This is a genomic window from Corynebacterium sp. UMB0012 (genome assembly GCF_030216265.1).
In the GTDB taxonomy this organism is placed as follows: Bacteria; Actinomycetota; Actinomycetes; order Mycobacteriales; family Mycobacteriaceae; genus Corynebacterium.
Genome location: NZ_JASOKQ010000006.1, coordinates 39,776 through 63,037, shown reverse-complemented (window position 1 = coordinate 63,037; position 23,262 = coordinate 39,776). Strand labels below are relative to the sequence as shown.

The following is a 23,262-nucleotide window of genomic DNA, read 5'->3' as shown; positions in this document are numbered from 1 at the left end:
ATACTCCCAGCCGGCCGAAGTACTGCACTCGGCCGGCTTTTTGCGCTAGCCTGACCATATGCACGCAATTCAGGTCACAGAAACCGGCGGACCAGAAGTACTTCGCTATACCGAAGTTCCCGCCCCCACCCCTAATGACGATGAGGTATTGGTGGACGTCATCATGGCTGGCGTCAACTACATCGATACCTATTATCGTGAGGGTATCTATAACGCGGCCACCCCGTTCATTCCCGGATTCGAAGGCACCGGACGCGTTGTCCACGACCCCAAGGGGGAAATTGCCGAGGGCACAATGGTGGCTTGGAACCAGGCTTTTGGCTCCTACGCTGAGCAGGTCTGCGTCCCACGCGAGGCACTAGTAGCGGTCCCGGATGATTTCCAGCCAGAAGTCGCTGCCTCTATGCTGCTGCAAGGCATTACCGCACACTATTTGGCGCATGGCGTTTATCAACTGGCTGAAGGCGCTTCCTGCCTGATTACCGCCGGCGCCGGCGGTGTAGGCCAGATCCTCACTCAAATGGCATCATCACTCGGCGCTACCGTCTATACGGTGGTCTCCACGGACGAAAAGGAAGAACTCTCCTACGCAGCCGGTGCGGATAAGGTATTCCGTTATGGCGATGGACTCGCCGAGCAGGTCCGTCGCTACAACGGTGATAAGGGAGTTGACGTGGTTTACGACGGCGTCGGCAAGGCGACCTTCCAGGAGTCGCTCGAAGCGGTGCGCCCCCGTGGCACCGTTGCGCTCTTCGGCGCCGCCTCTGGCCCAGTTGAGCCTATCGACCCGCAGCTGCTGAACAAGCATGGGTCTATCTTCCTCACCCGGCCTTCCATCGGCGCATGGACAGCCCAAGAAGGCGAGTTCCAAATGCGTGCCCAGGCGGTCGTGCAAGCTGTTATCGACGGCGATCTGAGCTTCAACGTCACGGCGTCTTATCCACTGGAAGATGCCGCTGCGGCCCACCGCGATCTCCAAGAGCGCAAGACTACCGGTTCCATCGTGCTGCGCGTCCAAGCTGGCGATAAAGCCTAACCCCACCCACAAACACCAAAAGCGCGGGAAAGCATTTGCCTTGCCTTCCCGCGCGTTCTGGTTCCTATCCTAGGTATTTGGGCGCAGTTAGAATAACGTGGCCGACCAGCCGAGCATCCGGCCTAGTGGCTCCCAGCCCAATACTGCATCGATGGACAACCCGATAAAGAGCACCGAGAGGTAGTTATTGGAGTAAATAAACAGGCGCATCGGCTTAACCTTGGCGCCGTTCTTGACTCCCTTATGCAGGCGGATAGCCATCCACAGGAATACCGCGCCGGAGGCAAGTGCTGCGACCAAGTAGATCCACGATGCAGCGGGGACGATTAGTAGGGTTACGATAACCGTGCCCACGGTATACCACACGATCTGTCGAGTGACTTCCTTCTCATCGGCCACTACGGGCAGCATCGGCACGCCGGCCTTGCGGTAGTCTTCCTTGTACTTCATGGCCAGCGCCCACGTGTGTGGCGGAGTCCAGAAGAAGATGATGAGGAAGAGCACGATTGCCTGCCACCAACGGTCGGGCTCTCCAGCAGGAGCGTTATCCCGGATAACCGCCCAGCCGACCATCGCCGGCATGCAGCCGGCCAAGCCGCCCCAGACAATGTTTTGGGCATTGCGCATCTTCAAAAACTTGGTGTAGACGAAGACGTAGAAGAAGTTCGTCAAAACCACGAAGAAGGCCGCCAGCCATGAATGAGCAAGGACTCCCAACCACAGCACGGAGATGATGAGCATTACCCACGCGAAAATTGCTGCGTTCCGCTTAGAAATCGTGGCCCTTACCAGCGGGCGGGCCCTCGTGCGCTGCATTTTTTGATCCAGCTCGTAATCCACGACGTTATTAAACGTGTGGGCGGCAGCAGCACCCATCCAACCGCCGAAAATGGTCGACACGATAAGCCAGATATTGTCTGAAACGGCCTCCACGCCGCGCTGTGCTTGGAGCATCGCCGGGATTGCGGCCACGAGGAGGAGTTCAATGATCCTCGGTTTCGTTAGCGCAAAATAGGCCTTGATGGTCTCCAAGGGATTCCTCCACTATCTGAACGTTGGTGAACTGTGCCCCGCACACTCCCTGCGCGTGGTCACCCCTAGCGGTCGCACAGGCCCGTGAAAAAGTTCCAGTTCTCTCACTCACAATTTTCGGCGCAAGGGCGAAAGACTACAAGCCTACGGCCGCTAGATTCAGTGCGCGCTCTAGCGCCCACGCGCACTCCACTTAGCCATGCCAGCATACCGTTTATGCCGAGCTTTCTATAATTGCGCACCGCCGGTTAAAAAATTACTAGACTGAATAAAGTTAAGTACTTTTTGCCTAGACGTAAGCGAGGCTTTCCAGTGTCGAAAGATAAGTTGTCCCCAGAACTCCAAACTATGGTCGAGCGCCGTTATCCGGAGGATTGGTCGGAGTTTGACACCCGCGCCGTCGACACCGTGCGAGTTCTAGCCGCAGATGCTGTACAAAAGTGCGGTTCCGGCCACCCTGGCACCGCTATGTCCCTCGCGCCCCTCGCCTACACCTTGTACCAGCGTGTCATTAGCCATGATCCCGCGGATGTGCACTGGGCCGGCCGCGACCGCTTCGTTCTGTCAGTTGGCCACTCTTCCCTCACCCAATACATCCAGCTTTACCTGGGCGGCTTTGGCTTGGAAATGGACGATCTCAAGCAGCTGCGCACGTGGGGATCGCGCACGCCTGGCCACCCTGAGGTGCACCACACCGATGGCGTGGAAATCACCACCGGACCGCTTGGCCAAGGCCTTGCTTCCTCCGTGGGCATGGCAATGGCGGCACGGAAGGAGCGCGGCCTTTTCGATCCAGAGGCACCGGCCGGCGAGTCTCCCTTCGACCACTACGTCTACACCATTGCTTCCGATGGTGACCTGCAGGAGGGCGTTACCGCCGAGGCCTCTTCCCTGGCGGGTACGCAAAAGCTCGGCAACTTGATTGTCTTCTGGGACGATAACCGCATCTCTATTGAGGACGATACGAATATTGCTTTCAACGAAGACGTGGTAGCCCGCTACGAGGCCTACGGCTGGCACGTCCAAACTGTCGAATCCGGCGAAGACGTCGTAGCCATTGAGGAGGCTGTCAAGGCCGCTCAGGCAGAGACCGAGCGCCCTTCCTTCATCCGCGTGAAGACCGTCATCGGCTACCCGGCCCCGAATAAGATGAATACCGGCGGCGTTCATGGCGCTGCTCTGGGCGATGACGAGGTAGCTGCCACCAAGGAGGTCTTGGGCTTCGATCCCGAGCGCAGCTTCCACATCGACGACGAGGTCATCGAACACACCCGCAAGCTGCGCGAGCGCGGCGCCGAGAAGCACGCCGCGTGGCAGAAGAAGTTCGACGAATGGGCTGCAGCCAATCCGGAGAACAAGGCACTCTTTGACCGCATGCAGGCGCGCGAATTGCCGCAAGGTTTCGACGCTGAATTGCCGGTGTGGGAACCGGGTGAATCTTTGGCCACCCGCAAGGCTTCTGAAGCCACCATCCAAGCATTGGCCGCTTCCCTTCCTGAGATGTGGGGTGGCTCTGCTGACCTTGCCGGCTCCAATAACACCGTGATTAAGGGCGCTGACTCCTTCGGCCCCGCAGCCATTACCACCGATATGTGGTCGGCTCAGCCATATGGCCGCAACCTCCACTTCGGCATTCGCGAGCACGCGATGTCTGCGATTATGAACGGTATTGCTCTGCATGGCAATACCCGCGTTTACGGCGGCACCTTCCTTATTTTCTCCGAGTACCAGTACCCCGCTGTGCGCCTGGGCTCGTTGATGTCTACCGATACCTACTATGTCTGGACCCACGACTCCATTGGCTTGGGCGAGGATGGCCCAACCCACCAGCCGGTAGAGACCCTTTCTGCCCTTCGTGCTATCCCGAACCTGTCCGTTATTCGCCCGGCCGATGCCAACGAAACCGCTCAGGCCTGGGCGGCAGCTCTCGAGTACAAGGCTGCGCCTAAGGGCCTGGCACTGAGCCGCCAGGGACTGCCGGTATTGGAAGGCACCAAGGAAAAGGCTCATGATGGCGTGCGCCGTGGCGCTTATGTTCTGGTGGAAGAGTCCAAGGAAACACCAGACGTGATCCTCCTCGCTACCGGCTCTGAGGTGCAGCTTGCTGTCGCCGCCGCTAAGGAACTGGAGGCCGCCGGAACAGCCACCCGCGTTGTCTCCGCACCGTGCCTTGAGTGGTTTGATGAGCAGGATGACGCATACCGCGAGTCCGTGCTGCCTAGCGAAGTGCAGGCCCGCGTTTCCATCGAAGCCGGCATCGCTATGCCGTGGCACAAGTACACCGGTTCTTTCGGCCGGACCATTTCCATCGAGCACTACGGCGCCTCTGCTCCTGCGGGCGAACTCTTTGAGAAATTTGGCTTCACCACTGCAGCGGTTGTTGAAGCGGCGCAGGAATCGCTCGCTGCCGTAAAGAAGTAGACCTCCAGGACTGGATAAGGAGTAATCATGAACCACATTTCCGAACTTGCCCAGCTGGGAACCTCAACCTGGCTCGATGACCTTTCTCGCGAGCGCCTAGTCTCGGGCAATCTCAAGGAGATAATTTCTGCTAAGTCCATCGTGGGAGTTACCACCAACCCGGCGATTTTCGCCGCGGCGATGACCAACGGCACCGCCTACGACGCCGAGCTTTCCACGTTGAAGGAGGCCAAGGCCACCGCCGATGAAGCGGTGTACGCATTGGCCATCGAGGACGTCAAGAATGCCTGCGACCTCTTTGCGGATATCTACTCCTCTACTAACGGTGCGGATGGCCGCGTGTCCATCGAGGTCGACCCACGCATTTCTGATGATGCTACCGCCACCCTTGAGCAGGCGCGTGAGCTGTGGTCCAAGGTTGATCGTCCCAACGTGATGATTAAGATTCCGGCCACGACCGGCTCCCTTCCGGCCATCGAAGATGCCCTGGCGGAGGGAATCAGCGTCAACGTCACCCTTATTTTCTCCGTGGATCGCTACCGCGATGTCATTGAGGCTTTCCGGACCGGACTCAAGCGTGCCGCCGAAGCAGGCAAGGACGTCTCCACCATTCACTCCGTGGCTTCCTTCTTTGTTTCCCGTTTGGATACCGAAGTGGATAAGCGCTTGGAGGCTATTGGTAGCGAGATTGCTCTGGCACTGCGAGGCAAGGCGGGCGTCGCCAATGCGCAGCGCGCCTATGCACTCTTCCAGGACGCCTTGCTTAACGACGCCGATTTGCCCGAGGGAGCCCACCTCCAGCGTCCGCTGTGGGCTTCTACTGGCGTAAAGAATCCGGAGTACCCAGCCACCTTGTACGTATCGGAGCTGGCTGGACCGCATACGGTCAACACCATGCCAGAAAAGACCATCGATGCGGTTCTTTCCGAGGGCAACCTTCACGGCGACGCCCTGTCTGATAGCCGCGAGGCTGCAGAGGACGTCTTTGCCCAGCTAGAAGAGGTCGGCATTGATTTCGATGATGTCTTTGCAGTGCTGGAGCGCGAGGGCGTAGATAAGTTTGTCGCTGCGTGGGAGGAACTGCTTGCTTCCATTCAAGAGCGACTCGCGTAAACTAGCCGTGTGACTTGTGCCCCGCCGAGAATTCGGCGGGGCATTCTGCCGCTAAAATATTAGCGAGCTTAAAGCCCATAAACTCAGGAAGGATTCTTCGTGACCGACTCAGCCGCTTGGGTCAACCCCTTGCGCAATGCCAGCGACAAGCGATTGCCGCGAATCGCAGGACCCGCGGGCATGGTCATCTTCGGCGTTACCGGTGACCTAGCATATAAAAAGCTACTGCCCGCCATCTACGACCTAGCGAGCCGTGGTCTCCTCCCCGCTGGCTTTACCCTTGTGGGTTATGGTCGCCGTGACTGGGACAAGGTCGCATTCTGTGACTACGTTCGCTCAGCCGTCATCGCTGGCTCACGTACCGAGTTCAATGAAGATGTCTGGCAGCATTTATCCCAGGGAATCGAATTTGTGCAAGGTTCCTTCGATGATGCTGGATTCGATCGCCTTTCGGCGCGTTTGGGCGAGCTTGATCGCGAGCGCGGCACCGGAAGCAACTGGGCATACTACCTTTCGGTTCCCCCGGAGTTCTTCTCCAATATCTGCCACCAGCTGGAGCGGGTGGGCATGGCCAACTCCGTCGAGGACTCGTGGCGCCGGGTAATCATTGAGAAGCCTTTTGGCCACGATCAAGAGTCTGCCCGCAAGCTCAATGAGATTGTCAACGCCGTCTTCCCCGAGTCCGCGGTCTTCCGCATTGACCATTATTTGGGCAAGGAGACGGTGCAAAACATCATGGCTTTGCGCTTTGCCAATCAAATTTTTGAGCCCATGTGGAACGCCCACTACATCGATCACGTCCAAATCACCATGGCCGAAGATATTGGCCTGGGCGGCCGCGCTGGCTACTATGACGGCATCGGTGCGGCTCGCGACGTCATCCAGAACCACCTACTCCAGCTCTTGGCTCTAGTTGCGATGGAAGAACCCTCCTCCTTCGAGCCTGAGGCCCTGCAGGCAGAAAAGGTCAAGGTGCTGCGCGCTACTCACGCTGTGCACCCGCTCAATAAGACCACTGCTCGCGGTCAGTACTCCGCCGGCTGGCAAGGCTCCGAGTTTGTCAAGGGCCTGCGTGAAGAGGAAGGCTTCGATCCAGAGTCCACGACGGAGACCTATGCAGCCTGTACCTTGGAAGTAAACTCCCGCCGCTGGGGAGGAGTGCCTTTCTACCTGCGCACGGGCAAGCGCTTGGGCCGGCGCGTGACCGAGATTGCGCTGGTATTCAAGGCAGCGCCAAATCAACCATTCGTTGACGGCCAGACCGATGCGCTGGGCCGAAACGCAGTGGTGATCCGCGTACAGCCGGATGAAGGTGTCACCATGCGCTTTGGCTCCAAGGTGCCCGGTTCCACCATGGAGGTCCGAGACGTCAATATGGACTTTGCTTATGCTGAGGCCTTTACCGAGGAATCTCCGGAAGCATACGAGCGCTTGATTTTGGATGCCCTCCTCGATGAGTCCTCGCTCTTCCCCACCAACGAAGAGGTGGAACTTTCCTGGTCGATTTTGGATCCCATCATCGATTACTGGGCCGAAGCTGGTCAGCCGGAGGAATACCGCGCTGGCACATGGGGCCCGGAATCCGCCGATAGAATGTTGCGCCGCCGGGACCACTCCTGGCGCCGCCCATAGGAGGGACGCAGACAATGATTATTCCATTGCCCAACACCACTACGCGTGAAATCTCCAAGAAGCTAGTAGAGGCCCAAGAGCATTACACCCTTACTACCGGCCGAGTACTTACCCTAATCGTGGCTGCCCGCGAGGACGATGATCTGGAAAACATCCTGGCCTCCGTGCGCGATGCCTCCCACGAGCACCCGTCGCGCGTTCTGGTCGTCGTGACGGGCGACCCGCAGGCAGATACCCACCTGGACGCGCAGCTTCGCGTGGGTGGTGAAGCGGGTGCTTCTGAGATGGTCATCATGAAGTTGCACGGCGCCTTGGCAAACCAGGACGAGGCAGTCGTTACTCCACTGCTGCTTCCCGATACCCCCTTGGTCGCCTGGTGGCCTACCTTGTGCCCGCCCGATCCAGCTGCCAGCTCTGTGGGCAAACTGGCTCAACGCCGCATCACCAACGTTGCCCATGACGGACGCGTCACTGGCGAAGATCTGCGCACCTTATCCGCCGGTTACACGCCGGGCGATTCCGATATGTCCTGGGCCGCCATCACTTTGTGGCGCGGCGTCGTGGCCTCCGCATTGGACCGCCATCCTCACGAGCCCGTGCAGTCCGTCGAGGTGGCGGGCCCTGCGGGCCACCCAGCGCCAGACTTCGCGGCCGGATGGCTCCTCGATCGTTTGGCAGTCCCCGTCCACCGCACTGTGACCGATTCTCAGGAGCTGCACTTCCCAGTGACCCACTTGCGGTTTAATCGGGAAACGAGCCACGTCGACGTTGATGTCGTCGACGAGCGCACGGTGCGGGTGTGCGTTCCAGGTTCCCCGGATTCCTTGGTGAGCCTTAGCAAACGCTCCCAAGCTGAGGTTCTCTCTGAAGAATTGCGCCATCTGGATGCCGATAAGACTTATGCGCAAGCGCTCCGTGCGCTCGCCCAAGTAGACTACAGTAAGCAGTAAAACGGCTTAACTCTGATTCTTTGCAAAGGATAGCGATACCTCATGGTAACTCTTCACCGCGTAAGCGATGTGGATGACCTTATCTCCCAGGCCGCGCTGAAATTCGTGGATACCGTAGCGCGCATCCAAGCCGCCGGTGGCGGGCTCCACCACGATGGGGTCGCGCGAGTTGTCCTAACCGGCGGTGGCGCTGGAATTGGCGTTCTTCACGAGCTAGCTCGTTTGGATTTCGCGGCACAGCAACAAGGCGAGAATTTTCCCGCCCAACGCATCGATTGGTCGCGCGTTCACGTCTTCTTCGGCGATGAGCGTAATGTACCCGTCTCTGATGCAGATTCTAATGAGGGTCAAGCGCGCAGTGCCCTGCTCAACCACGTAGATATTCCAAACCAGAATATCCACGGTTTTGATCTGGGCGCGGTGTCTATGGAAGCCGCGGCGAGTGCGTATGAGCCAGAGCTGAAGGAATTTGCCCCGAACGGCTTCGATCTCCATCTGCTGGGCATGGGCGAAGAGGGCCATATCAATTCCTTGTTCCCCCATTCTGAGGCGGTTCGGGAGCAAGAAGAGCTAGCTGTTCCCGTTCATGACTCTCCCAAGCCGCCGAGCGAGCGCATCACCCTTACTCTTCCCGCAGTCAACAAGTCTGATCGGATCTGGCTTCTTGTAGCAGGCGAGGCCAAGGCGGAAGCTGCCAAGCACGTCGTTGAAGGCGCTGAGCCTGAAGAATGGCCAGCTGCAGGCGTGCACGGTAAGGAAGAAACCATCCTCTTCCTTGCCGATGACGCCGCATCCGAGCTCTAGGCACGTCAGCCTAGAGCATAGCCGAGCTGAACTTTTGGGCTCGGAGCCACGCAAAAAGCGCCGGTACCGCTTCCCCACCTACAGTTCCTACAGGAAACCAGGAGGTTGGAAGCCGGTACCGGCGCTTTCGCTATTCCAGCTGGTGGCTTAAGCGAATGCTTGGATGAGGTTGAGGCCTACGATGCACGCAAGCCAGATAATTACCATGACCACGGTGTAACGGTCCAGGTTCTTTTCCACGACGGTCGAGCCGGACAGGTTCGACTGCACGCCACCGCCAAAGAGGCTGGACAGGCCACCACCTTTGCCCTTGTGCAGCAGCACGAAGATGGACATCAAAATAGCTGCGATGACCAAGATGATTTCCAGTGCCAAGACCATGAGGATAATCCTTATTTCTAACGTGCGCCCTGCGGTTGACTCTCGCCACCCGCTAGCGCGGAATCGTACTTTTAGGCTTCGCGTACAGCGAAGCAATCACACCGGCCCACTGTACACGATGGCGCGGGCTGGAACCATTCCAACCCGCGCCTTAGCGCGAACCTGTGACGGGTGATAACTGCTGTTAGCTCAGGGCATTAGCTGCGTTGGCAGCCAACTTGGCAAACTCCTCGCCGACCAAGGAAGCGCCACCGATAAGGCCGCCGTCGACGTCAGGCTTGCTGACGATCTCTGCAACGGAATCAACCTTGACGGAACCACCGTAGAGAATGCGGATACCTGCAGCAACCTCCTCGCCTGCGAGCTCCGTTACGAGCTCACGGATGGCGGCGCAGACTTCTTGGGCATCGTCTGCGGAGGCAACCTTGCCGGTGCCAATCGCCCAAACTGGCTCGTAGGCGATGACAGTCTTGGCAAGCTGGTCTGCGCTCAGGCCGGCCAAAGAATTGCGGGTCTGGTTAACCACGTAGTCCACATGGGTACCGGCCTCGCGTACAGCCAACGGCTCGCCTACGCACACGATGGGGCTGATGCCATTGTCCAATGCTGCAGCTGCCTTCTCTGCAACGAGCTTATCGGTCTCGCCGTGGTACTGACGGCGCTCCGAGTGGCCCACAACCACCCAGCTGCAGCCGAGCTTGGCCAACATCTTGCCAGATACTTCACCAGTGAATGCGCCGGACTCGTGCTTAGAAATGTCCTGCGCACCGTAGGTGACCTGCAGCTTGTCGCCCTCTACCAGCGTTTGGATAGTGCGGATATCAGTAAACGGGACCATGTAGGCCACGTCAACCTTCTCGTAGTAGTCCTTTGGCAGGGAAAAGGCGAACTTCTGAACGGAGCCGATGGCCTCGACGTGGTCGAGGTTCATCTTCCAGTTACCTGCGATAAGTGGGGTGCGTGCCATGAATTTTTCCTCTCTTTCTGGCAAATTAAGAAGGCAGTTTTAGGCTTCCAGGACAGATACGCCCGGAAGCTCCTTGCCCTCGAGGTACTCGAGGGAGGCACCGCCGCCGGTCGAGATATGGCTGAAGCCATCCTCATCCAAGCCAAGCATGCGCACGGAGGCAGCGGAGTCGCCGCCACCAACGACGGAGAAGGAACCGTTCTTTGCGGTGGCGTCGATAATAGCCTGCGCTACACCAGCAGTGCCCTTGGAGAAAGCTTCCATTTCGAATACGCCCATCGGGCCGTTCCAGAAGACGGTCTTGGAGGAAGCAAGCACCTCTGCAAACTTTTCCACAGACTTTGGTCCAATATCCAGGGACATCCAGCCTTCAGGGATGCTATCGAGCTCGACCACCTGGGTCTCTGCATCCGCTGCGAACTTGCTTGCAGCAGCGAGGTCAACCGGAAGCACCAGCTTGTCGCCAAAGCGCTCGAGCAGGTCCTTGCAGTTTTCGATCTGATCTTCTTGCAGCAGGGACTCTTGGACGTTATAGCCCTTGGCGGCCAGCAGGGTGTAGCACATGCCGCCACCAATGATGACCTTGTCTGCCTTGCCGGCCAGTGCTTCAATCACGCCGAGCTTATCCGAAACCTTGGCGCCGCCGAGGACAACCACGTACGGGTGCTCCGGCTCCTTGGCTACGGTGGACAGAACCGACAGTTCCTTTTCTACGAGCTTGCCCGCGTAAGCCGGCAGGCGCTTAGCGACGTCATACACAGATGCCTGCGCACGGTGGACAACGCCAAATCCATCAGAAACAAAAGCGCCGTTATCGGCTGCCAGAGCAACGAGCTCTTCAGCGAACTGGTCGCGCTCAGCCTCGTCCTTGGAGGTCTCACGGGGGTCGAAGCGGACGTTTTCGATCAACATCACATCGCCATCGTTGAGGCCGTTGGCACGCTCATGAGCGTCTTCTCCGGTGACGTCGCCGGCTAGGGCAACGTACTGGTCAAGCGCTTCAGACAGCGCTTCAGCTACTGGAGCCAAAGAGAACTTAGGGTTTACCTCACCCTTTGGACGACCCAGGTGTGCGGAAAGAATGACCTTTGCACCACCCTCTACCAGTGCTTTGATGGTCGGAAGAGAAGCGTTGATGCGTCCGGGATCGGTAATGTTTCCCTCTTCATCAAGTGGAACATTGAAGTCAGAGCGGACGAGGACGTGGCGGGATTCGACGCCCTCCTTGAGAAGATCGTCAAGAGTCTGGAAAGCCATTATTTACTCCTTAAACAATTCGGACGGGTTAAAAGGCTATAGATAAAAGAATACCGGCCGCGACGCAGCGCCGTTTAGGCTTGCATCGCGGCCGGATCCTCATTGCTAGAGCTCTAGTTTAGAGCTTGTCTGCCACCAGGTTGGTCAGGCGAACGAGCTGGGAGGTGTAGCCCCACTCGTTGTCGTACCAGCCCAGAACCTTGACCAGGTTGCCGTTGGAAACCTTGGTCATGCCGGAGTCGAAGATGCAGCCGTGCGGGGAGGTAACAATGTCGGTGGAAACCAGCGGATCTTCGGTGTATGCGAGGGTGTCCTTGAGCTCGCCCTCAGCAGCTTCCTTCAAGGCAGCGTTGATTTCCTCGGCAGTGACGTCGCGGGAAGCGGTGAAGGTCAGGTCGGTAGCGGAGCCGGTGATAACCGGAACGCGCATTGCGTAACCATCCAGCTTGCCGTCCAGCTCAGGCAGAACCAGGGATACGGCCTTAGCAGCGCCAGTGGAGGTAGGCACCATGTTTACTGCAGCGGCACGGGCGCGGCGCGGGTCCTTGTGCGGAGCGTCCTGGATGCGCTGGTCGCCGGTGTAAGCGTGAACGGTGGTCATCAGGCCCTTTTCAATGCCGAACTTGTCATTGAGAACCTTTGCCATCGGTGCCAGGCAGTTGGTGGTGCAGGATGCTGCAGAGATGACGTTGTGGTTTGCCGGATCATAGGTGTCAGAGTTGACGCCGTAGACGAAGGTTGCGTCTACTTCCTTGCCCGGGGCGGAGATGATGACTTTCTTGGCGCCAGCCTCGAGGTGAGCCTTGGCGTCGTTGCCGTTGGTAAAGCGGCCGGTGGACTCGATGACGAGGTCTACGTTGTACTCGCCCCACTTGAGCTGCTTCGGGTCCTTTTCTGCGGTTACCACGATGCGGTGACCATTAACGGTAATGGACTCATCGTCGTGAGTAATTTCGCCATCGAAGCGGCCCAGCACGGAGTCGTACTTCAGCAGGTTAGCCAGCGTGCCGTTGTCGGTCAGGTCGTTTACTGCAACAACTTCGAGGTTGTTGTCACCCTGAGCGACTGCACGGAAAAAGTTACGGCCAATGCGGCCAAAGCCATTGATACCTACGCGGATAGTCACTGTATTTCTCCTCAAAGAGTCGAGTAAATGTGTGTACGGGTATGTGCGCGGGTCCTTCGATGAAGCCTGTGTTTGAGAAGCGCCCGAGCGTTTTCCCTTACATGGCCGATACTACCGAGCGTTTTTTGTCAGCGCAGGCTCCCAGCGACCTTAAGAACTAGTGGGTGACAGACTTTCCAAAAGCGCGTACACTCTTTCCGATCCTTTTTATTTCCCACATACAAAACCGCTGGATAGGCCCGAACACGTGGGTTTATGTTGGGTTTACTCTGTTACCATGAGATATATCACTACTACACTTTAGGGGTTGCGCCCGCTTCTGTCCGATCGGACATTGAGAAATGCTGCCGTTGACTCCTATCAAGACGACCGTATTCTTTCCGTGACGCCCACCGCACGATATGCTTTCTTTACTCACTGGCTCACAAAGCGTTTAAGGCAACCCTTCCTGCTCTAGCGCCACCGTTAGTCACCGTGAGAATGCTTCAGGTGCCCGTAATTTCCTACGGGCAAGACCACCGTAGAAACCAAGGACTTCTCTTGTTCGAAATAAATACCTCTGCTGTGGGTGACAGCCTCGGGCTTACCGCCCTGGTGGCGATTCTCCCGCTCATTGCATTCTTTATCATGCTGCTTGGGGTTAAAGCACGCGCGCATACTTCTGGCGCCGTTGCCCTGGCAGTATCCCTCATTATTGCCATCGCCGGCTTCTCCATGCCGGTAGATATGGCTTTGTCCTCCGCCGTACGTGGCGGCCTATTCGGGCTCCTACCCATTGTCTGGGTCATCATTACCGCAATCTGGTTCTATGAAATCACCGTAGCCTCCGGGCGCTTCGAGGACCTGCGCAAGACCTTTGACCTTTTGGGTGACGGCGATATTCGCATCCAGGCTATCCTCATCGCCTTCTGTTTTGGCGGTTTGTTGGAGGCCCTCGCCGGTTTTGGTGCCCCCGTAGCCATTACCGCGACCATGATCATGGCCCTCGGTGTGAAGCCACTGCGCGCGGCTACAGTAGTTCTGATTGCTAATACCGCTCCGGTTGCTTTTGGCGCGGTTGGCATCCCGGTAACCACTGCGGGCGAGGTTGCCGGTCGCAGTGCCGAGCAAACCCACGACATTGCAGCACTTATCTCCTTGCAGGTGCTGCTCATCGCCGCCATCGTGCCATTCCTCATCGCCTTCATCTTGGATGGCTTCCGCGGTGTCAAGGAAACTGCCCCGGCCGCTGCCGTGATTGGCATTTCCTTCGCGTTGGCTCAGTGGTTGGCCGCGACTTTCTTTGCGTACCAGCTCACCAACGTCATCGCCTGCATCGTCTCTTTGGGCTGTGCTTTCGCCTTCCTCCGGGTATGGAAGCCGAAGGGCGTCAAGGAGTTGCGCGAGCGTCTCGAGCTTCCTGCCGCCGAGTCCACCACCGATCTCAACGGACGCCGTATCTGGATGGCGCTGCTTCCCTACGCCGTAGTGACCGTGGTCTTTGCCGTGGCCACCGCCGCCCCCGCTATCTTCGGATTCCTCAAGCTGCACTTTGCCTGGCCTTTGCTTGATGACGCGATTGTCGACGCCGACGGCAATCTCATGGATACCAGCTTCAGCTTCAATGTCTTTGGCAATCCAGGTACGCTCCTGCTGCTCTCGGGCATTATCGTTGCGGTTGTCTACCACTACTTCAATGAAAATGGCCGCTACAGCCTAAGCTTTGGGCAACCGGTGAGCGCCTTTGGGGACGTCGTCAGCCGCATGAAGTTCTCGGCCCTTACCATCATCTTGGTGCTGGCCTTGGCCTACACGATGAACTACTCCGGCCAGACTATTGCTATTGGTGAGTTCGTCTCTTCTGCCGGCAGCATCTTTGCGCTCTTCGCCCCAGTCCTGGGCTGGATTGGTACCGCGGTTACTGGCTCCGATACGTCTGCTAATGCCCTCTTTGCCAACCTGCAGGTTGCAGCGGCAGAGCGAATCAGCGTGAATCCTGACCTTATGCTCGCGGCCAATACCGCAGGCGGCGTTGTGGGCAAGATGATCTCCCCGCAGTCCCTTGCAATTGCGGCTACCGCCGTCAATATGGAGGGCAAGGAATCAGTCATCCTGAAGAACGTAGTGGGCTACTCCGTGGCTTTCCTAGCCATTGTATGCGTCATCGTGTTCTTGATGACCAACGTCCTAGGATTCCTCGTGCCCTAGTTCTTTAACGCTTCTGGCTAGCCGGTTGCGCACCTGCTAGCCGGGAAGGCACTAAAAATCTCCCCGCAGCTGCGTCTACCGCTTTGGTATCCGCACTGCGGGGAGTTCTTTTAATGTAAGCGAATCCGAGGGTCAGGATTCGTTGAAGAGGTCATCTGTAATCGCTTGGTTGGTATCGGGGATATCCAGCTCCTCGGCTCGCTTATCGGCCATCGACAGCAAGCGGCGAATACGCCCAGCTACTGCGTCCTTAGTCATAGGAGGCTCGGCCAAGCGACCCAGCTCTTCGAGCGAAGCCTCGCGGTGCTGAACTCGCAAGCGGCCCGCGTCTGCCAAGTGCTCAGGAACATCGTCACCTAAGATCTCCATGGCGCGGTCAACGCGCGCTGCCGCGGTAACCGCAGCGCGAGCAGAGCGCCGAAGGTTGGCGTCATCAAAATTGTCCAAGCGCCGAGACGTATCGTGCGCCTCCCGCTTAACTCGCTTCTTTTCCCAGCTCAATCGAGTCTCCTGAGCACCCATACGCGTAAGAAGCGCCCCGATAGCATCACCATCGCGTACAACGACGCGATCTTCACCGCGAGTTTCCTTGGTCTTCGCAGAGATACCAAGGCGGCGGGCGCAGCCCACCAGTGCCAACGCAGCCTCTTGGCACGGGCAGGTAACTTCCAGCGCGGAAGAGCGGCCTGGCTCCGTGAGACTGCCATGGGCAAGGAAGGCTCCGCGCCATGCTGCTTCGCTATCGGCGACGGTGCCGGAGATGACCTGCGGCGGCAGACCCACTACTGCATGGCCGGAGCGGGTGATAAGACCCAGCCGACGGGTCAACTCTTTCGCGCCGGTGGAAATGCGAACCGTTACGCGAGTCTTCTTGGTGGTTCCTGCCGGGCCGGCAACATGGCTATCGGCAGTGATCCCATAAAGGTCATCAAGAGCGTTCATGAAGCGCCGCGCAATGGCGTGGCTTTCTAGCTCCAGCTCATAGGACATGCTGTCACCGGAAATATCTAGTTCGCCGGCGAATCGCAACATCGCCGCCAGTTCGGCAGCGCGAGCGGACTGGCGTGGCACGACGACAGCCGTCAATTCTTCTTTGACCTGGTCGGTCAATGGTGTGGTCACCTAGTTCGCCCCATTTCTATTCTCACAGTCACAAAGTACGCATACCGGCTAGAGCCATTGCTTCCAGCCCAGTGCGGTGAAAGGATTTCTGACATCATACCGCGCGGGCTCGATCGCCGCGCAGTCGGTCGAGTGCGGCTGTTTGCACGATACCGCGGTGAATTAGCGCCGGTTCTAATCGCGAGTGCTGCGATAGTCCGAATATAGGTCCAAGAGCGCCGCAGACAGCTTTTCCGGATCGTGCTTATTGATGCTGCGACCATTGGCATCAACTTGGCTCACATCCGCGAAGGTAGCGCGAGCGCCTAGGGACTGCGCGGCGCGCTGAATATAGACGCGCTCACTATCGGTGGGCAAAGCCGCCTCGTCCACCAAAATACGGTCAATCCGCAGATCAGGGGCGTGCTGCGCGAGCACGTGCAAGTGACGCTCTGCGGAGAAGCCATGAGTTTCGCCCGGCTCGGCCGAAAGGTTCAAAACAACGACGCGCAACGCATCGGAAGCAGAAATCGCATCCACTACCTGCGGCACGAGAGTATGCGGCAATACCGAGCTAAACCACGAGCCTGGGCCGATGGTAATGAGATCCGCGCGCTGGATGGCATCGAGGGCATCCGGATTCGCGCTGGGTCGTTCGGGCACGATGCGCACGCGCCGCACCTGGCCCGGTGTGGAAGCGACCGCAACCTGGCCGCGGACCTGGCGCATGACACGGGGGTCGTCGTCAAGCCCGGCAACATCCGCCTCAATCTCTAAGGCTTGATTGACCACTGGGAAAACTCGCCCCTGGGAATTAGTAAGTTCTGCGATGGTATCCAGGGCAGCTTGATAATCGCCGAGCACATCCGTCAATCCCGCAATCATCAGATTGCCCACCGCATGCCCTGCCATAGCGCCATTGCCACCGAAACGGTGTTGCAAGGTTCGCGCCCACAAGTCCCCCACTGGGTCACTATTGGCCAAGGCAGCCAGCGCCATGCGCAAGTCACCCGGGGGAATGATTTCCAGCTCGCGGCGCAAACGGCCAGAGGAACCGCCATCATCCGCGACGGTAACGATCGCAGAAATATCGGTCGCCTCGCTAAAGCGTGCGGACAGAAGGGTTTGATAAAGTCCATGGCCGCCGCCGAGGCAGACCATGTGTGAAGGATTGGTCATAAAAGCGTTAAAACTCCTGTGCTCTAGCCTCGTGCGATATCCCTATGCAAGGTGCTGACGTCCAAAGTGTCATTGTCCCGCAGTCGCGCCGCTATAGCCTCTGCGATGGCGACGGAACGGTGGTGGCCGCCCGTGCAACCGACGCCAAGCGTGATGAAGTTCTTGCCCTCATGGCGGTAGCCATCCAGCATGGTAGAAAACATCTGCAAGAAAGTATCCACGAACTCCTGCGCCGCTGGCTGCGAGAGCACATAGTGGGCAACCGGTTCATCCGTGCCGCGGTATCCCCGCAGTTCTGGAACCCAATAGGGGTTGGGCAGGAAACGCACGTCTACCACTAAGTCAGCATCGCGGGGCGAGCCATTCTTAAATCCAAAGGACTCAACGGTGACATGTTGCTTTTCATTTTGCATCTCACCAAAGGCCGCCTCAATGGCGCGGCGGAGATCATGAATGGATAGGTTCGTCGTATCAATAATCATATCCGCATGGGAACGCACGTCTGCCACCGCCCGACGCTCGCGTTGGATACCTACTTTGAGCGTGTCGCCCTCCTGCAGTGGGTGGGTGCGACGCACCGAATCAAATCGGCGAATGAGCACATCATCACGAGCATCCAAAAAGAGCACGGTGGGCTTCATATTTAGTTCCGTAAGCTCATCCATAATCTCTAACAAAGACCCTGGAAACATGCGCGAGCGCACATCCGTTACGGCTGCTACCTTGCCCACCGGAGTTCCCTCTTGGTTGCACAGCTTGAGCAGGTCAACAATGGCGCGAGGCGGAATATTGTGGGCCACGTAGTAGCCCTTATCCTCAAACACTTTGGCAGCGGAACTCAACCCGCCGCCGGACATGCCGGTTATCAAAATGGGTGGAGTTTCGAAATGCGTCATGCCCAACAGTCTAGCGCTTTAGGATTCGCCGCTTCTAGGAGAACTCCACTTAGTTGCCCGAAGAATCATGCAAAGTCTCGTAGACGGTCTGGGCCAGTTTTGGACCGAAGCCGTTTACCTCGCAGATCTCATCCACAGTGGCGGCCTTGAGCTTCTTCACCGAACCGAAATGCTTAACCAGATCGGTGCGCCGCTGCGGTCCCAATCCCGGCACGGAATCAAGAGCTGAGGAACGCATCCGCTTTGAGCGCTGCTGCCGGTGGTAAGTAATGGCAAAGCGGTGGGCTTCATCGCGAATCTGCTGCAAGAGGAATAGCGCTTGCGAGTTTCGCGGCAGAATCACCGGCTCATCATCGCCGGGAACCCAGATTTCCTCGAGGCGCTTGGCCAGGCCCACCAGGGTTACATCCACGATGCCTAACTCATCAAATACCTCTTGAGCTGCGGCCACCTGGGGCGCGCCGCCATCCACAATGAAAAGCTGCGGTGGATACGCAAAGCGGCGCCCCGCCTCGGCGGATTCTTCCGCCACCTTCTCCTCTGCAAAGGACGACTCTTCTACTTCCTCATCCGGATGGGCCAGCTTATCTTGCTTGTGACGCTTAAACCGACGGCGCGTAATCTCTGCGATAGAACCGACGTCATCCGAGCGGCCATCACCAGCCGCCTCCTTGATGCGGTAGCGCCTATAGTCCGACTTCTTGGGCAGGCCATCTTCAAAGACCACCAGGGAAGCAACCACATCTGTGCCTTGAATGTGGGAGATATCAGTACATTCGATGCGCAATGGGGCTTGCTCCATACCCAGAGCTTCTTGAATATCCTGCAAGGCCGCCGAGCGTGCGGTGAGGTCTCCTACCCGCTTGAGCTTATGTTGGCGCAATTGCTCCTTGGCGTTCTTCTCCACCGTGACCATAAGCTGCTTTTTATCGCCGCGCTGGGGAACGCGCAGGTCCACTTGGGCACCGCGCAGCTCCTCCAGCAACGCGACGACCTGCTCCGGTTCATCCGGCAGGGCCTGAACCAAAATCTGGCGTGGAATAACCTGCACGCGGCGGGATTTCATGTGCGATTCTTGGTCCACCCCGCGCCGCTTCACGTCCGCGGCGAGTGCAGCGTCTTCGCGCGCTTCTTGCTTCTCACGCTCAACTGCATCGGAATAGAACTGGATGAGGAAGTTCTGTACCAACGCTGGCAGCGCGGGATCAGGCTGCCCTTCTTCCAAGGGCTCTGAGCTTGCCTGATCGCCGGCGCGTTCGACTACCCAACCGCGCTGACCACGAATGCGCCCATCGCGGACATGGAAGATCTGCACCGCTGCCTCAAGTTCATCGGAGTTAAAAGCAATGAGATCAGCATCCGTGCCGTCTGTGAAGACCACGGCCTGCTGTTCCATGATCTTGTCAATCGCGCCCAAGTCATCGCGCAGGCGCGCCGCGCGTTCGAACTCTAGGTTCTCGGCGGCCTGCTCCATGTCCTGGGTGAGTTTGCGGCGCACTGAACCGGTGTTGCCATTCATGAAGGACACGAGATCGTTGACCGTCTCGCGGTGGTCTTCCTTGCTTACTCGGCCAATGCAGGGTGCATCGCACTTTCCGATGTACCCCAAAAGGCACGGACGCCCGAGCCGCTCATGCCGGTTATACACACCCTTCGAGCAGGTGCGCATGGGAAAGACGCGGGTAAGCAAGTCCAAGCTTTCGCGCACGGCCCAGGCATGGGAATAGGGGCCGAAATAGCGCACGCCCTTGCGCCGCGGGCCACGGTAGAAAAAGGCGCGAGGGACCGTCTCCCCGACCGAAACCGCGAGCATAGGATAGGTTTTATCATCGCGGTACATGACGTTGAAGTGTGGATCAAAACGCTTGATCCACGTATACTCCAACTGCAAGGCTTCCACCTCGCTGGCAACTACCGTCCACTCCACCGAGTTGGCGGTGAGCACCATTTGGCGAGTACGCGGGTGCAGTTGCGTGATGTCCTGAAAATAGTTAGACAGCCGAGCGCGCAAGTTCTTGGCTTTGCCCACGTAGATAACGCGGCGGTTTTCATCGCGGAACTTATAGACGCCCGGGTCGGTGGGAATGGTTCCCGGAGCTGGGCGGTAGGTGGTGGGGTCAGCCAATTGTTAATCCTGGGGCATGTACTTGGCTTCCACGTCGCGGAAGCGGCGGACGTTGTCAATGACGGTGTCCTTATCGCCGGACTGCAACGCCCAGACGGGAACGAACTCGAACTCGGGCAGCTCAAGGCGTGCCATACGCTGGCCTACGGGGAAGGAAAGTCCGTAGACCACCTGCCACGGATAAAAGCGGGTGCCCACGATATTGCGGACCTCTACCCCATCCTCATTTGCGCGCAAGCGTGGACGGTTAAGAGCGATCCAGGACAAAACGGAAATGAGAACACCAACGCCGGGGAAGGCGAATTTGTCGATGGTAGTCACGTGCGCACCGGTAAAAGACACATCCAAGGTGATTCCCATGAAGATATGGATGGCCAGAACGAGGATCACCCAGGCGATAGCCACCTTGCGCAAGAAGGGCGAGGTCGCCGTAAATTCCCACGGTTTAGAGGTGGTCTGTGCGAAGGGATCGGCACTGGTATAGGCCAATACTTCGGCGTCGCTAAGCTGGTGGCTGTGCTGCGGATTCTTTGGGGCCTGCGCCTCGTTCATGTGCATACTCCTTTGGGGCGCGCCCCGCCGGCCACCTTAGTGGTCAAGCATCGGGCGCTGACGCATTGCTAGAGGTTACTTCTGTGCTGCGTTTAGTGTACGCAACTGCAGCGCGGTATCTAAAGCCGCAATCATGGCTTCGGCGCCCTTGTTTTCTACCGAGTCTGCAAATCCGGCGCGGTCGATAGCTTGCTGCTGGTCGTTAACGGTCAGGACGCCGTTAGCTACCGGGGTGGATTCATCGAGGGAGATGCGGGTCAGCGCCTGGGTGACGGAATCGCATACGTAGTCAAAGTGCGGGGTGCCGCCACGGATAACGCAGCCTAGTGCCACCACGGCATCGTAGGCGCGGGCTGCTGCTTGGACGACAACGCCAAGTTCCAGGGCACCTACAACTCGGTATTCGGCAACCTCGGCACCATTATCGGTAGCGGTCTGCACTGCCTGGGCATGGAGCTGGTCGCAAATTTCTGCGTTCCACGTAGCAGTAACCACGGCAACGCGCAGTCCGCTGCCATCTACCTGGGCAATATCAGGTAGTCCTTCTTTACTCATCGCTATCCTTTCGATTGGACGTCAAAGTTCTACTTATGTTCGGCGTCCCACTGGGCAACCTGCGGAAGGTGGTGGCCCATGCGGTCGCGTTTAGTACGCAGGTAGTCAATATTATCCGCGTGGGCAGGGGTTGCCAGCGGCGTGTGGTGGCTGGCGTCCACTCCAAAGCCACTCAGCCCCTCGCCCTTATGCGGATTATTGGTTAAGAGGTTTGCGGATTCTATGCCGAGCTCGCGAAGGATCTGCCCGGCCACGGAATACTCGCGGGCGTCCTCGGGCAGTCCCTGCTCCAGGTTGGCATCGACGGTATCCATGCCCGAATCCTGCAGGCGGTAGGCCTTCAACTTATGCAGAAGTCCGATTCCACGGCCCTCTTGACCGCGCAGGTAGATGACCACGCCGCGGCCTTCTTGGCTGATAAGGCGCATGGACTCATGCAGTTGGGGCCCGCAATCGCAGCGCCGTGAGCCAAAGGCATCACCAGTTAGGCATTCGGAATGGACGCGCACCATGACGTCGCGTGCGCCGCGCAGTTGGGCGGGATCCCCTGCGACCAATGCAACGTGTTCCTGCCCGTCTACCTCATGGCGGTAACCGATGGCGGTGAAGTGGCCGTATTCGGTGGGGAGCTCAGTGGCAACCTGGCGGGTGACCTGCGTTTCATTATGGCGGCGCCACTCGATGAGCTGCGCGATAGAGATCATGGAGAGTCCATGCGTATCGGCAAAGCGACGCAACTCTGGTGAGCGCGCCATGTCCGTGGGGTCATCTTCGGAGACGATCTCGCACAGCACACCGGCTGGGCGCAGGCCCGCTAAGCGGGCCAGATCAATGGAGGCCTCAGTATGTCCGTCCCGCTCCAGAACGCCGCCTGGGCGGGCGCACAGCGGCACGACGTGGCCTGGGCGGGTGAATTCGCCGGGTGTGGTGTTTGGGTCTGCCAGACGCCGGATGGTTTCTGCGCGCGAGGTCGCAGAAATACCGGTACTACCCGTCGCTGCATCCACGGTCACCGTGTAGGCGGTGCCGCGAACATCCTGGTTGACCGCCAGCATCGGCGGTAGGTTCAGCCGGTTGCAATCTTCTGGCAGTAAGGGTGCGCAGATATATCCAGAGGAATAGCGCACCATGAAGGCCACAAGTTCCGGGGTGGCTAGCTCTGCGGCGAAAATCAGATCGCCTTCGTTTTCGCGATCCTCATCGTCGATGACAACAACCGGCTTACCAGCGGCGATATCCGCGATGGCCTGGTCGATGGAATCAAGACGGATGGAATTCTCACTCGCGCTCATAAGGTAGCAGTCTAGTCCTTAGCCTCAGGGGGTTTAGCTTCGGGGTGAAGCATCTTTTCTACATACTTGGCCAGCACATCCACCTCGAGGTTTACCTCTCCTCCCACCGGCAAGGCGCCGTGAATGGTATCGCGCAAAGTGGTGGGGATAAGGGATACTTCGAACCAGTCGGGGCCCACGGCTCTCACGGTCAGCGAGGTGCCGCTCACGGCAATGGAGCCCTTTTCCACGACGTACCGGGAAAGCCCGGACGGCAAGCTAAACCGCAGCACATCCCAGTTCTCGGAGCTAGTTCGGCTCTGCAGCGTAGCGGTACCGTCCACGTGTCCTTGCATGATATGCCCACCCAGCCGGGTAGTGGGAAGCAATGCCGGTTCGACATTGACAGGATCACCCTCGGCAAGGCGCCCCAGTGCGGTGCGGTCCAAGGACTCCTGCATCACATCCGCACAAAAAGTATCCGCGGACAGATCCGCCACGGTAAGGCATACGCCGTTAATGGCAATGGAATCACCCAGTGCGGCCTCCGCAACGGTACGCGGGGCACGAATGCTCAGGCGAAGCGCGTCTGCGTGCGGCTCCATTGCCTCCACGGTGCCCAACTCTTGTACTAGCCCAGTAAACACTTCCAACCTTTCTCGCTCACTGCTATGTCC

The 23,262-nt window shown here is 58.3% G+C and carries 20 protein-coding genes; 7 read left to right on the top strand and 13 right to left on the bottom strand.

Annotation, left to right across the window (positions count from 1 at the left end; translation table 11 throughout):
- The first annotated feature begins 58 nt into the window (after positions 1-58).
- The gene (locus QP324_RS04520; RefSeq protein WP_284814737.1) at positions 59-1,036 is read left to right on the top strand and encodes a quinone oxidoreductase; all 978 of its coding nucleotides are present in this window, start codon (positions 59-61) and stop codon (positions 1,034-1,036) included.
- Positions 1,037-1,123: 87 nt separating this feature from the next.
- Here QP324_RS04520 and QP324_RS04515 read toward each other — a convergent pair whose 3' ends face one another.
- Positions 1,124-2,068 carry a heme o synthase gene (locus QP324_RS04515; RefSeq protein ID WP_239277702.1) on the bottom strand — a complete coding sequence of 315 codons (945 nt, stop codon included), beginning with the start codon at positions 2,066-2,068 and terminating at the stop codon, positions 1,124-1,126.
- 348 nt (positions 2,069-2,416) lie between these two features.
- Here QP324_RS04515 and tkt point away from each other — a divergent pair, with 348 nt between their 5' ends.
- The 5 genes from tkt to pgl all read left to right on the top strand — a co-directional run bounded on the left by tkt (position 2,417) and on the right by pgl (position 8,988).
- Positions 2,417-4,489, top strand: a complete 2,073-nt coding sequence (gene tkt / locus QP324_RS04510) for a transketolase (RefSeq protein ID WP_284814807.1) — start codon at positions 2,417-2,419, stop codon at positions 4,487-4,489.
- A 27-nt stretch (positions 4,490-4,516) separates the two neighbouring features.
- Positions 4,517-5,602 carry a transaldolase gene (tal, locus tag QP324_RS04505; protein ID WP_239277701.1) on the top strand — a complete coding sequence of 362 codons (1,086 nt, stop codon included), beginning with the start codon at positions 4,517-4,519 and terminating at the stop codon, positions 5,600-5,602.
- 99 nt (positions 5,603-5,701) lie between these two features.
- The gene (gene zwf, locus QP324_RS04500) at positions 5,702-7,234 is read left to right on the top strand and encodes a glucose-6-phosphate dehydrogenase (RefSeq protein ID WP_284814735.1); all 1,533 of its coding nucleotides are present in this window, start codon (positions 5,702-5,704) and stop codon (positions 7,232-7,234) included.
- A gap of 14 nt (positions 7,235-7,248) precedes the next feature.
- Positions 7,249-8,184 carry a glucose-6-phosphate dehydrogenase assembly protein OpcA gene (locus tag QP324_RS04495; RefSeq protein ID WP_284814733.1) on the top strand — a complete coding sequence of 312 codons (936 nt, stop codon included), beginning with the start codon at positions 7,249-7,251 and terminating at the stop codon, positions 8,182-8,184.
- A 42-nt stretch (positions 8,185-8,226) separates the two neighbouring features.
- Positions 8,227-8,988, top strand: coding sequence for a 6-phosphogluconolactonase (gene pgl / locus QP324_RS04490; protein ID WP_239277698.1), 762 nt, complete (start codon positions 8,227-8,229; stop codon positions 8,986-8,988).
- Positions 8,989-9,135: 147 nt separating this feature from the next.
- Here pgl and secG read toward each other — a convergent pair whose 3' ends face one another.
- The 4 genes from secG to gap form a co-directional block, all read right to left on the bottom strand.
- Complete coding sequence (gene secG / locus QP324_RS04485) at positions 9,136-9,369, bottom strand: preprotein translocase subunit SecG (RefSeq protein ID WP_005324856.1); 234 nt, start codon at positions 9,367-9,369, stop codon at positions 9,136-9,138.
- A 184-nt stretch (positions 9,370-9,553) separates the two neighbouring features.
- Entirely contained in the window at positions 9,554-10,336 is a 783-nt protein-coding gene (gene tpiA, locus QP324_RS04480; RefSeq protein ID WP_225746913.1) for a triose-phosphate isomerase, read from the bottom strand.
- A 39-nt stretch (positions 10,337-10,375) separates the two neighbouring features.
- Positions 10,376-11,593: a phosphoglycerate kinase gene (gene pgk / locus QP324_RS04475; RefSeq protein WP_284814731.1), complete on the bottom strand. Its 1,218-nt coding sequence runs from the start codon at positions 11,591-11,593 to the stop codon at positions 10,376-10,378.
- 118 nt (positions 11,594-11,711) lie between these two features.
- The gene (gene gap / locus QP324_RS04470) at positions 11,712-12,719 is read right to left on the bottom strand and encodes a type I glyceraldehyde-3-phosphate dehydrogenase (RefSeq protein WP_239277695.1); all 1,008 of its coding nucleotides are present in this window, start codon (positions 12,717-12,719) and stop codon (positions 11,712-11,714) included.
- Between the two features lie 480 nt (positions 12,720-13,199).
- On the opposite strand from gap, the gene QP324_RS04465 reads away from it, so the two are divergent.
- Positions 13,200-14,906 carry an L-lactate permease gene (locus QP324_RS04465; protein ID WP_284814729.1) on the top strand — a complete coding sequence of 569 codons (1,707 nt, stop codon included), beginning with the start codon at positions 13,200-13,202 and terminating at the stop codon, positions 14,904-14,906.
- Positions 14,907-15,038: 132 nt separating this feature from the next.
- Here the strand turns inward: QP324_RS04465 and whiA are convergent, their stop codons facing one another.
- The 8 genes from whiA to QP324_RS04425 form a co-directional block, all read right to left on the bottom strand.
- Positions 15,039-16,028 (bottom strand): DNA-binding protein WhiA, encoded by a 990-nt coding sequence (gene whiA, locus QP324_RS04460; RefSeq protein ID WP_239228818.1) that lies wholly within the window; start codon positions 16,026-16,028, stop codon positions 15,039-15,041.
- 174 nt (positions 16,029-16,202) lie between these two features.
- A complete protein-coding gene (gene yvcK, locus QP324_RS04455) occupies positions 16,203-17,186 on the bottom strand; it encodes a uridine diphosphate-N-acetylglucosamine-binding protein YvcK (RefSeq protein ID WP_284814726.1) in 984 nt (327 codons plus the stop codon).
- Between the two features lie 23 nt (positions 17,187-17,209).
- Entirely contained in the window at positions 17,210-18,091 is an 882-nt protein-coding gene (gene rapZ / locus QP324_RS04450) for an RNase adapter RapZ (RefSeq protein ID WP_284814805.1), read from the bottom strand.
- A 40-nt stretch (positions 18,092-18,131) separates the two neighbouring features.
- Positions 18,132-20,207 carry an excinuclease ABC subunit UvrC gene (gene uvrC, locus QP324_RS04445; RefSeq protein ID WP_284814724.1) on the bottom strand — a complete coding sequence of 692 codons (2,076 nt, stop codon included), beginning with the start codon at positions 20,205-20,207 and terminating at the stop codon, positions 18,132-18,134.
- A gap of 3 nt (positions 20,208-20,210) precedes the next feature.
- Entirely contained in the window at positions 20,211-20,759 is a 549-nt protein-coding gene (locus QP324_RS04440; RefSeq protein ID WP_284769214.1) for a PH domain-containing protein, read from the bottom strand.
- A 75-nt stretch (positions 20,760-20,834) separates the two neighbouring features.
- Complete coding sequence (ribH, locus tag QP324_RS04435) at positions 20,835-21,314, bottom strand: 6,7-dimethyl-8-ribityllumazine synthase (protein WP_239277687.1); 480 nt, start codon at positions 21,312-21,314, stop codon at positions 20,835-20,837.
- A 29-nt stretch (positions 21,315-21,343) separates the two neighbouring features.
- Positions 21,344-22,606, bottom strand: a complete 1,263-nt coding sequence (locus QP324_RS04430) for a bifunctional 3,4-dihydroxy-2-butanone-4-phosphate synthase/GTP cyclohydrolase II (RefSeq protein WP_284814722.1) — start codon at positions 22,604-22,606, stop codon at positions 21,344-21,346.
- Between the two features lie 11 nt (positions 22,607-22,617).
- Positions 22,618-23,232 carry a riboflavin synthase gene (locus QP324_RS04425; RefSeq protein WP_284814720.1) on the bottom strand — a complete coding sequence of 205 codons (615 nt, stop codon included), beginning with the start codon at positions 23,230-23,232 and terminating at the stop codon, positions 22,618-22,620.
- Positions 23,233-23,262 lie beyond the last annotated feature (30 nt).

Excerpts from the sequence above, each read along its gene's own strand:
- pgl (WP_239277698.1), top strand. The coding sequence starts at position 8,227 with ATGGTAACTCTTCACCGCGTAAGCGATGTGGATGACCTTATCTCCCAG.
- yvcK (WP_284814726.1), bottom strand. The coding sequence starts at position 17,186 with ATGACCAATCCTTCACACATGGTCTGCCTCGGCGGCGGCCATGGACTT.
- tpiA (WP_225746913.1), bottom strand. The coding sequence starts at position 10,336 with ATGGCACGCACCCCACTTATCGCAGGTAACTGGAAGATGAACCTCGAC.
- QP324_RS04465 (WP_284814729.1), top strand. The coding sequence starts at position 13,200 with ATGCTTCAGGTGCCCGTAATTTCCTACGGGCAAGACCACCGTAGAAAC.
- QP324_RS04495 (WP_284814733.1), top strand. The coding sequence starts at position 7,249 with ATGATTATTCCATTGCCCAACACCACTACGCGTGAAATCTCCAAGAAG.
- secG (WP_005324856.1), bottom strand. The coding sequence starts at position 9,369 with ATGGTCTTGGCACTGGAAATCATCTTGGTCATCGCAGCTATTTTGATG.
- QP324_RS04440 (WP_284769214.1), bottom strand. The coding sequence starts at position 20,759 with ATGAACGAGGCGCAGGCCCCAAAGAATCCGCAGCACAGCCACCAGCTT.
- QP324_RS04430 (WP_284814722.1), bottom strand. The coding sequence starts at position 22,606 with ATGAGCGCGAGTGAGAATTCCATCCGTCTTGATTCCATCGACCAGGCC.
- tkt (WP_284814807.1), top strand. The coding sequence starts at position 2,417 with ATGGTCGAGCGCCGTTATCCGGAGGATTGGTCGGAGTTTGACACCCGC.
- tal (WP_239277701.1), top strand. The coding sequence starts at position 4,517 with ATGAACCACATTTCCGAACTTGCCCAGCTGGGAACCTCAACCTGGCTC.
- ribH (WP_239277687.1), bottom strand. The coding sequence starts at position 21,314 with ATGAGTAAAGAAGGACTACCTGATATTGCCCAGGTAGATGGCAGCGGA.
- pgk (WP_284814731.1), bottom strand. The coding sequence starts at position 11,593 with ATGGCTTTCCAGACTCTTGACGATCTTCTCAAGGAGGGCGTCGAATCC.
- QP324_RS04520 (WP_284814737.1), top strand. The coding sequence starts at position 59 with ATGCACGCAATTCAGGTCACAGAAACCGGCGGACCAGAAGTACTTCGC.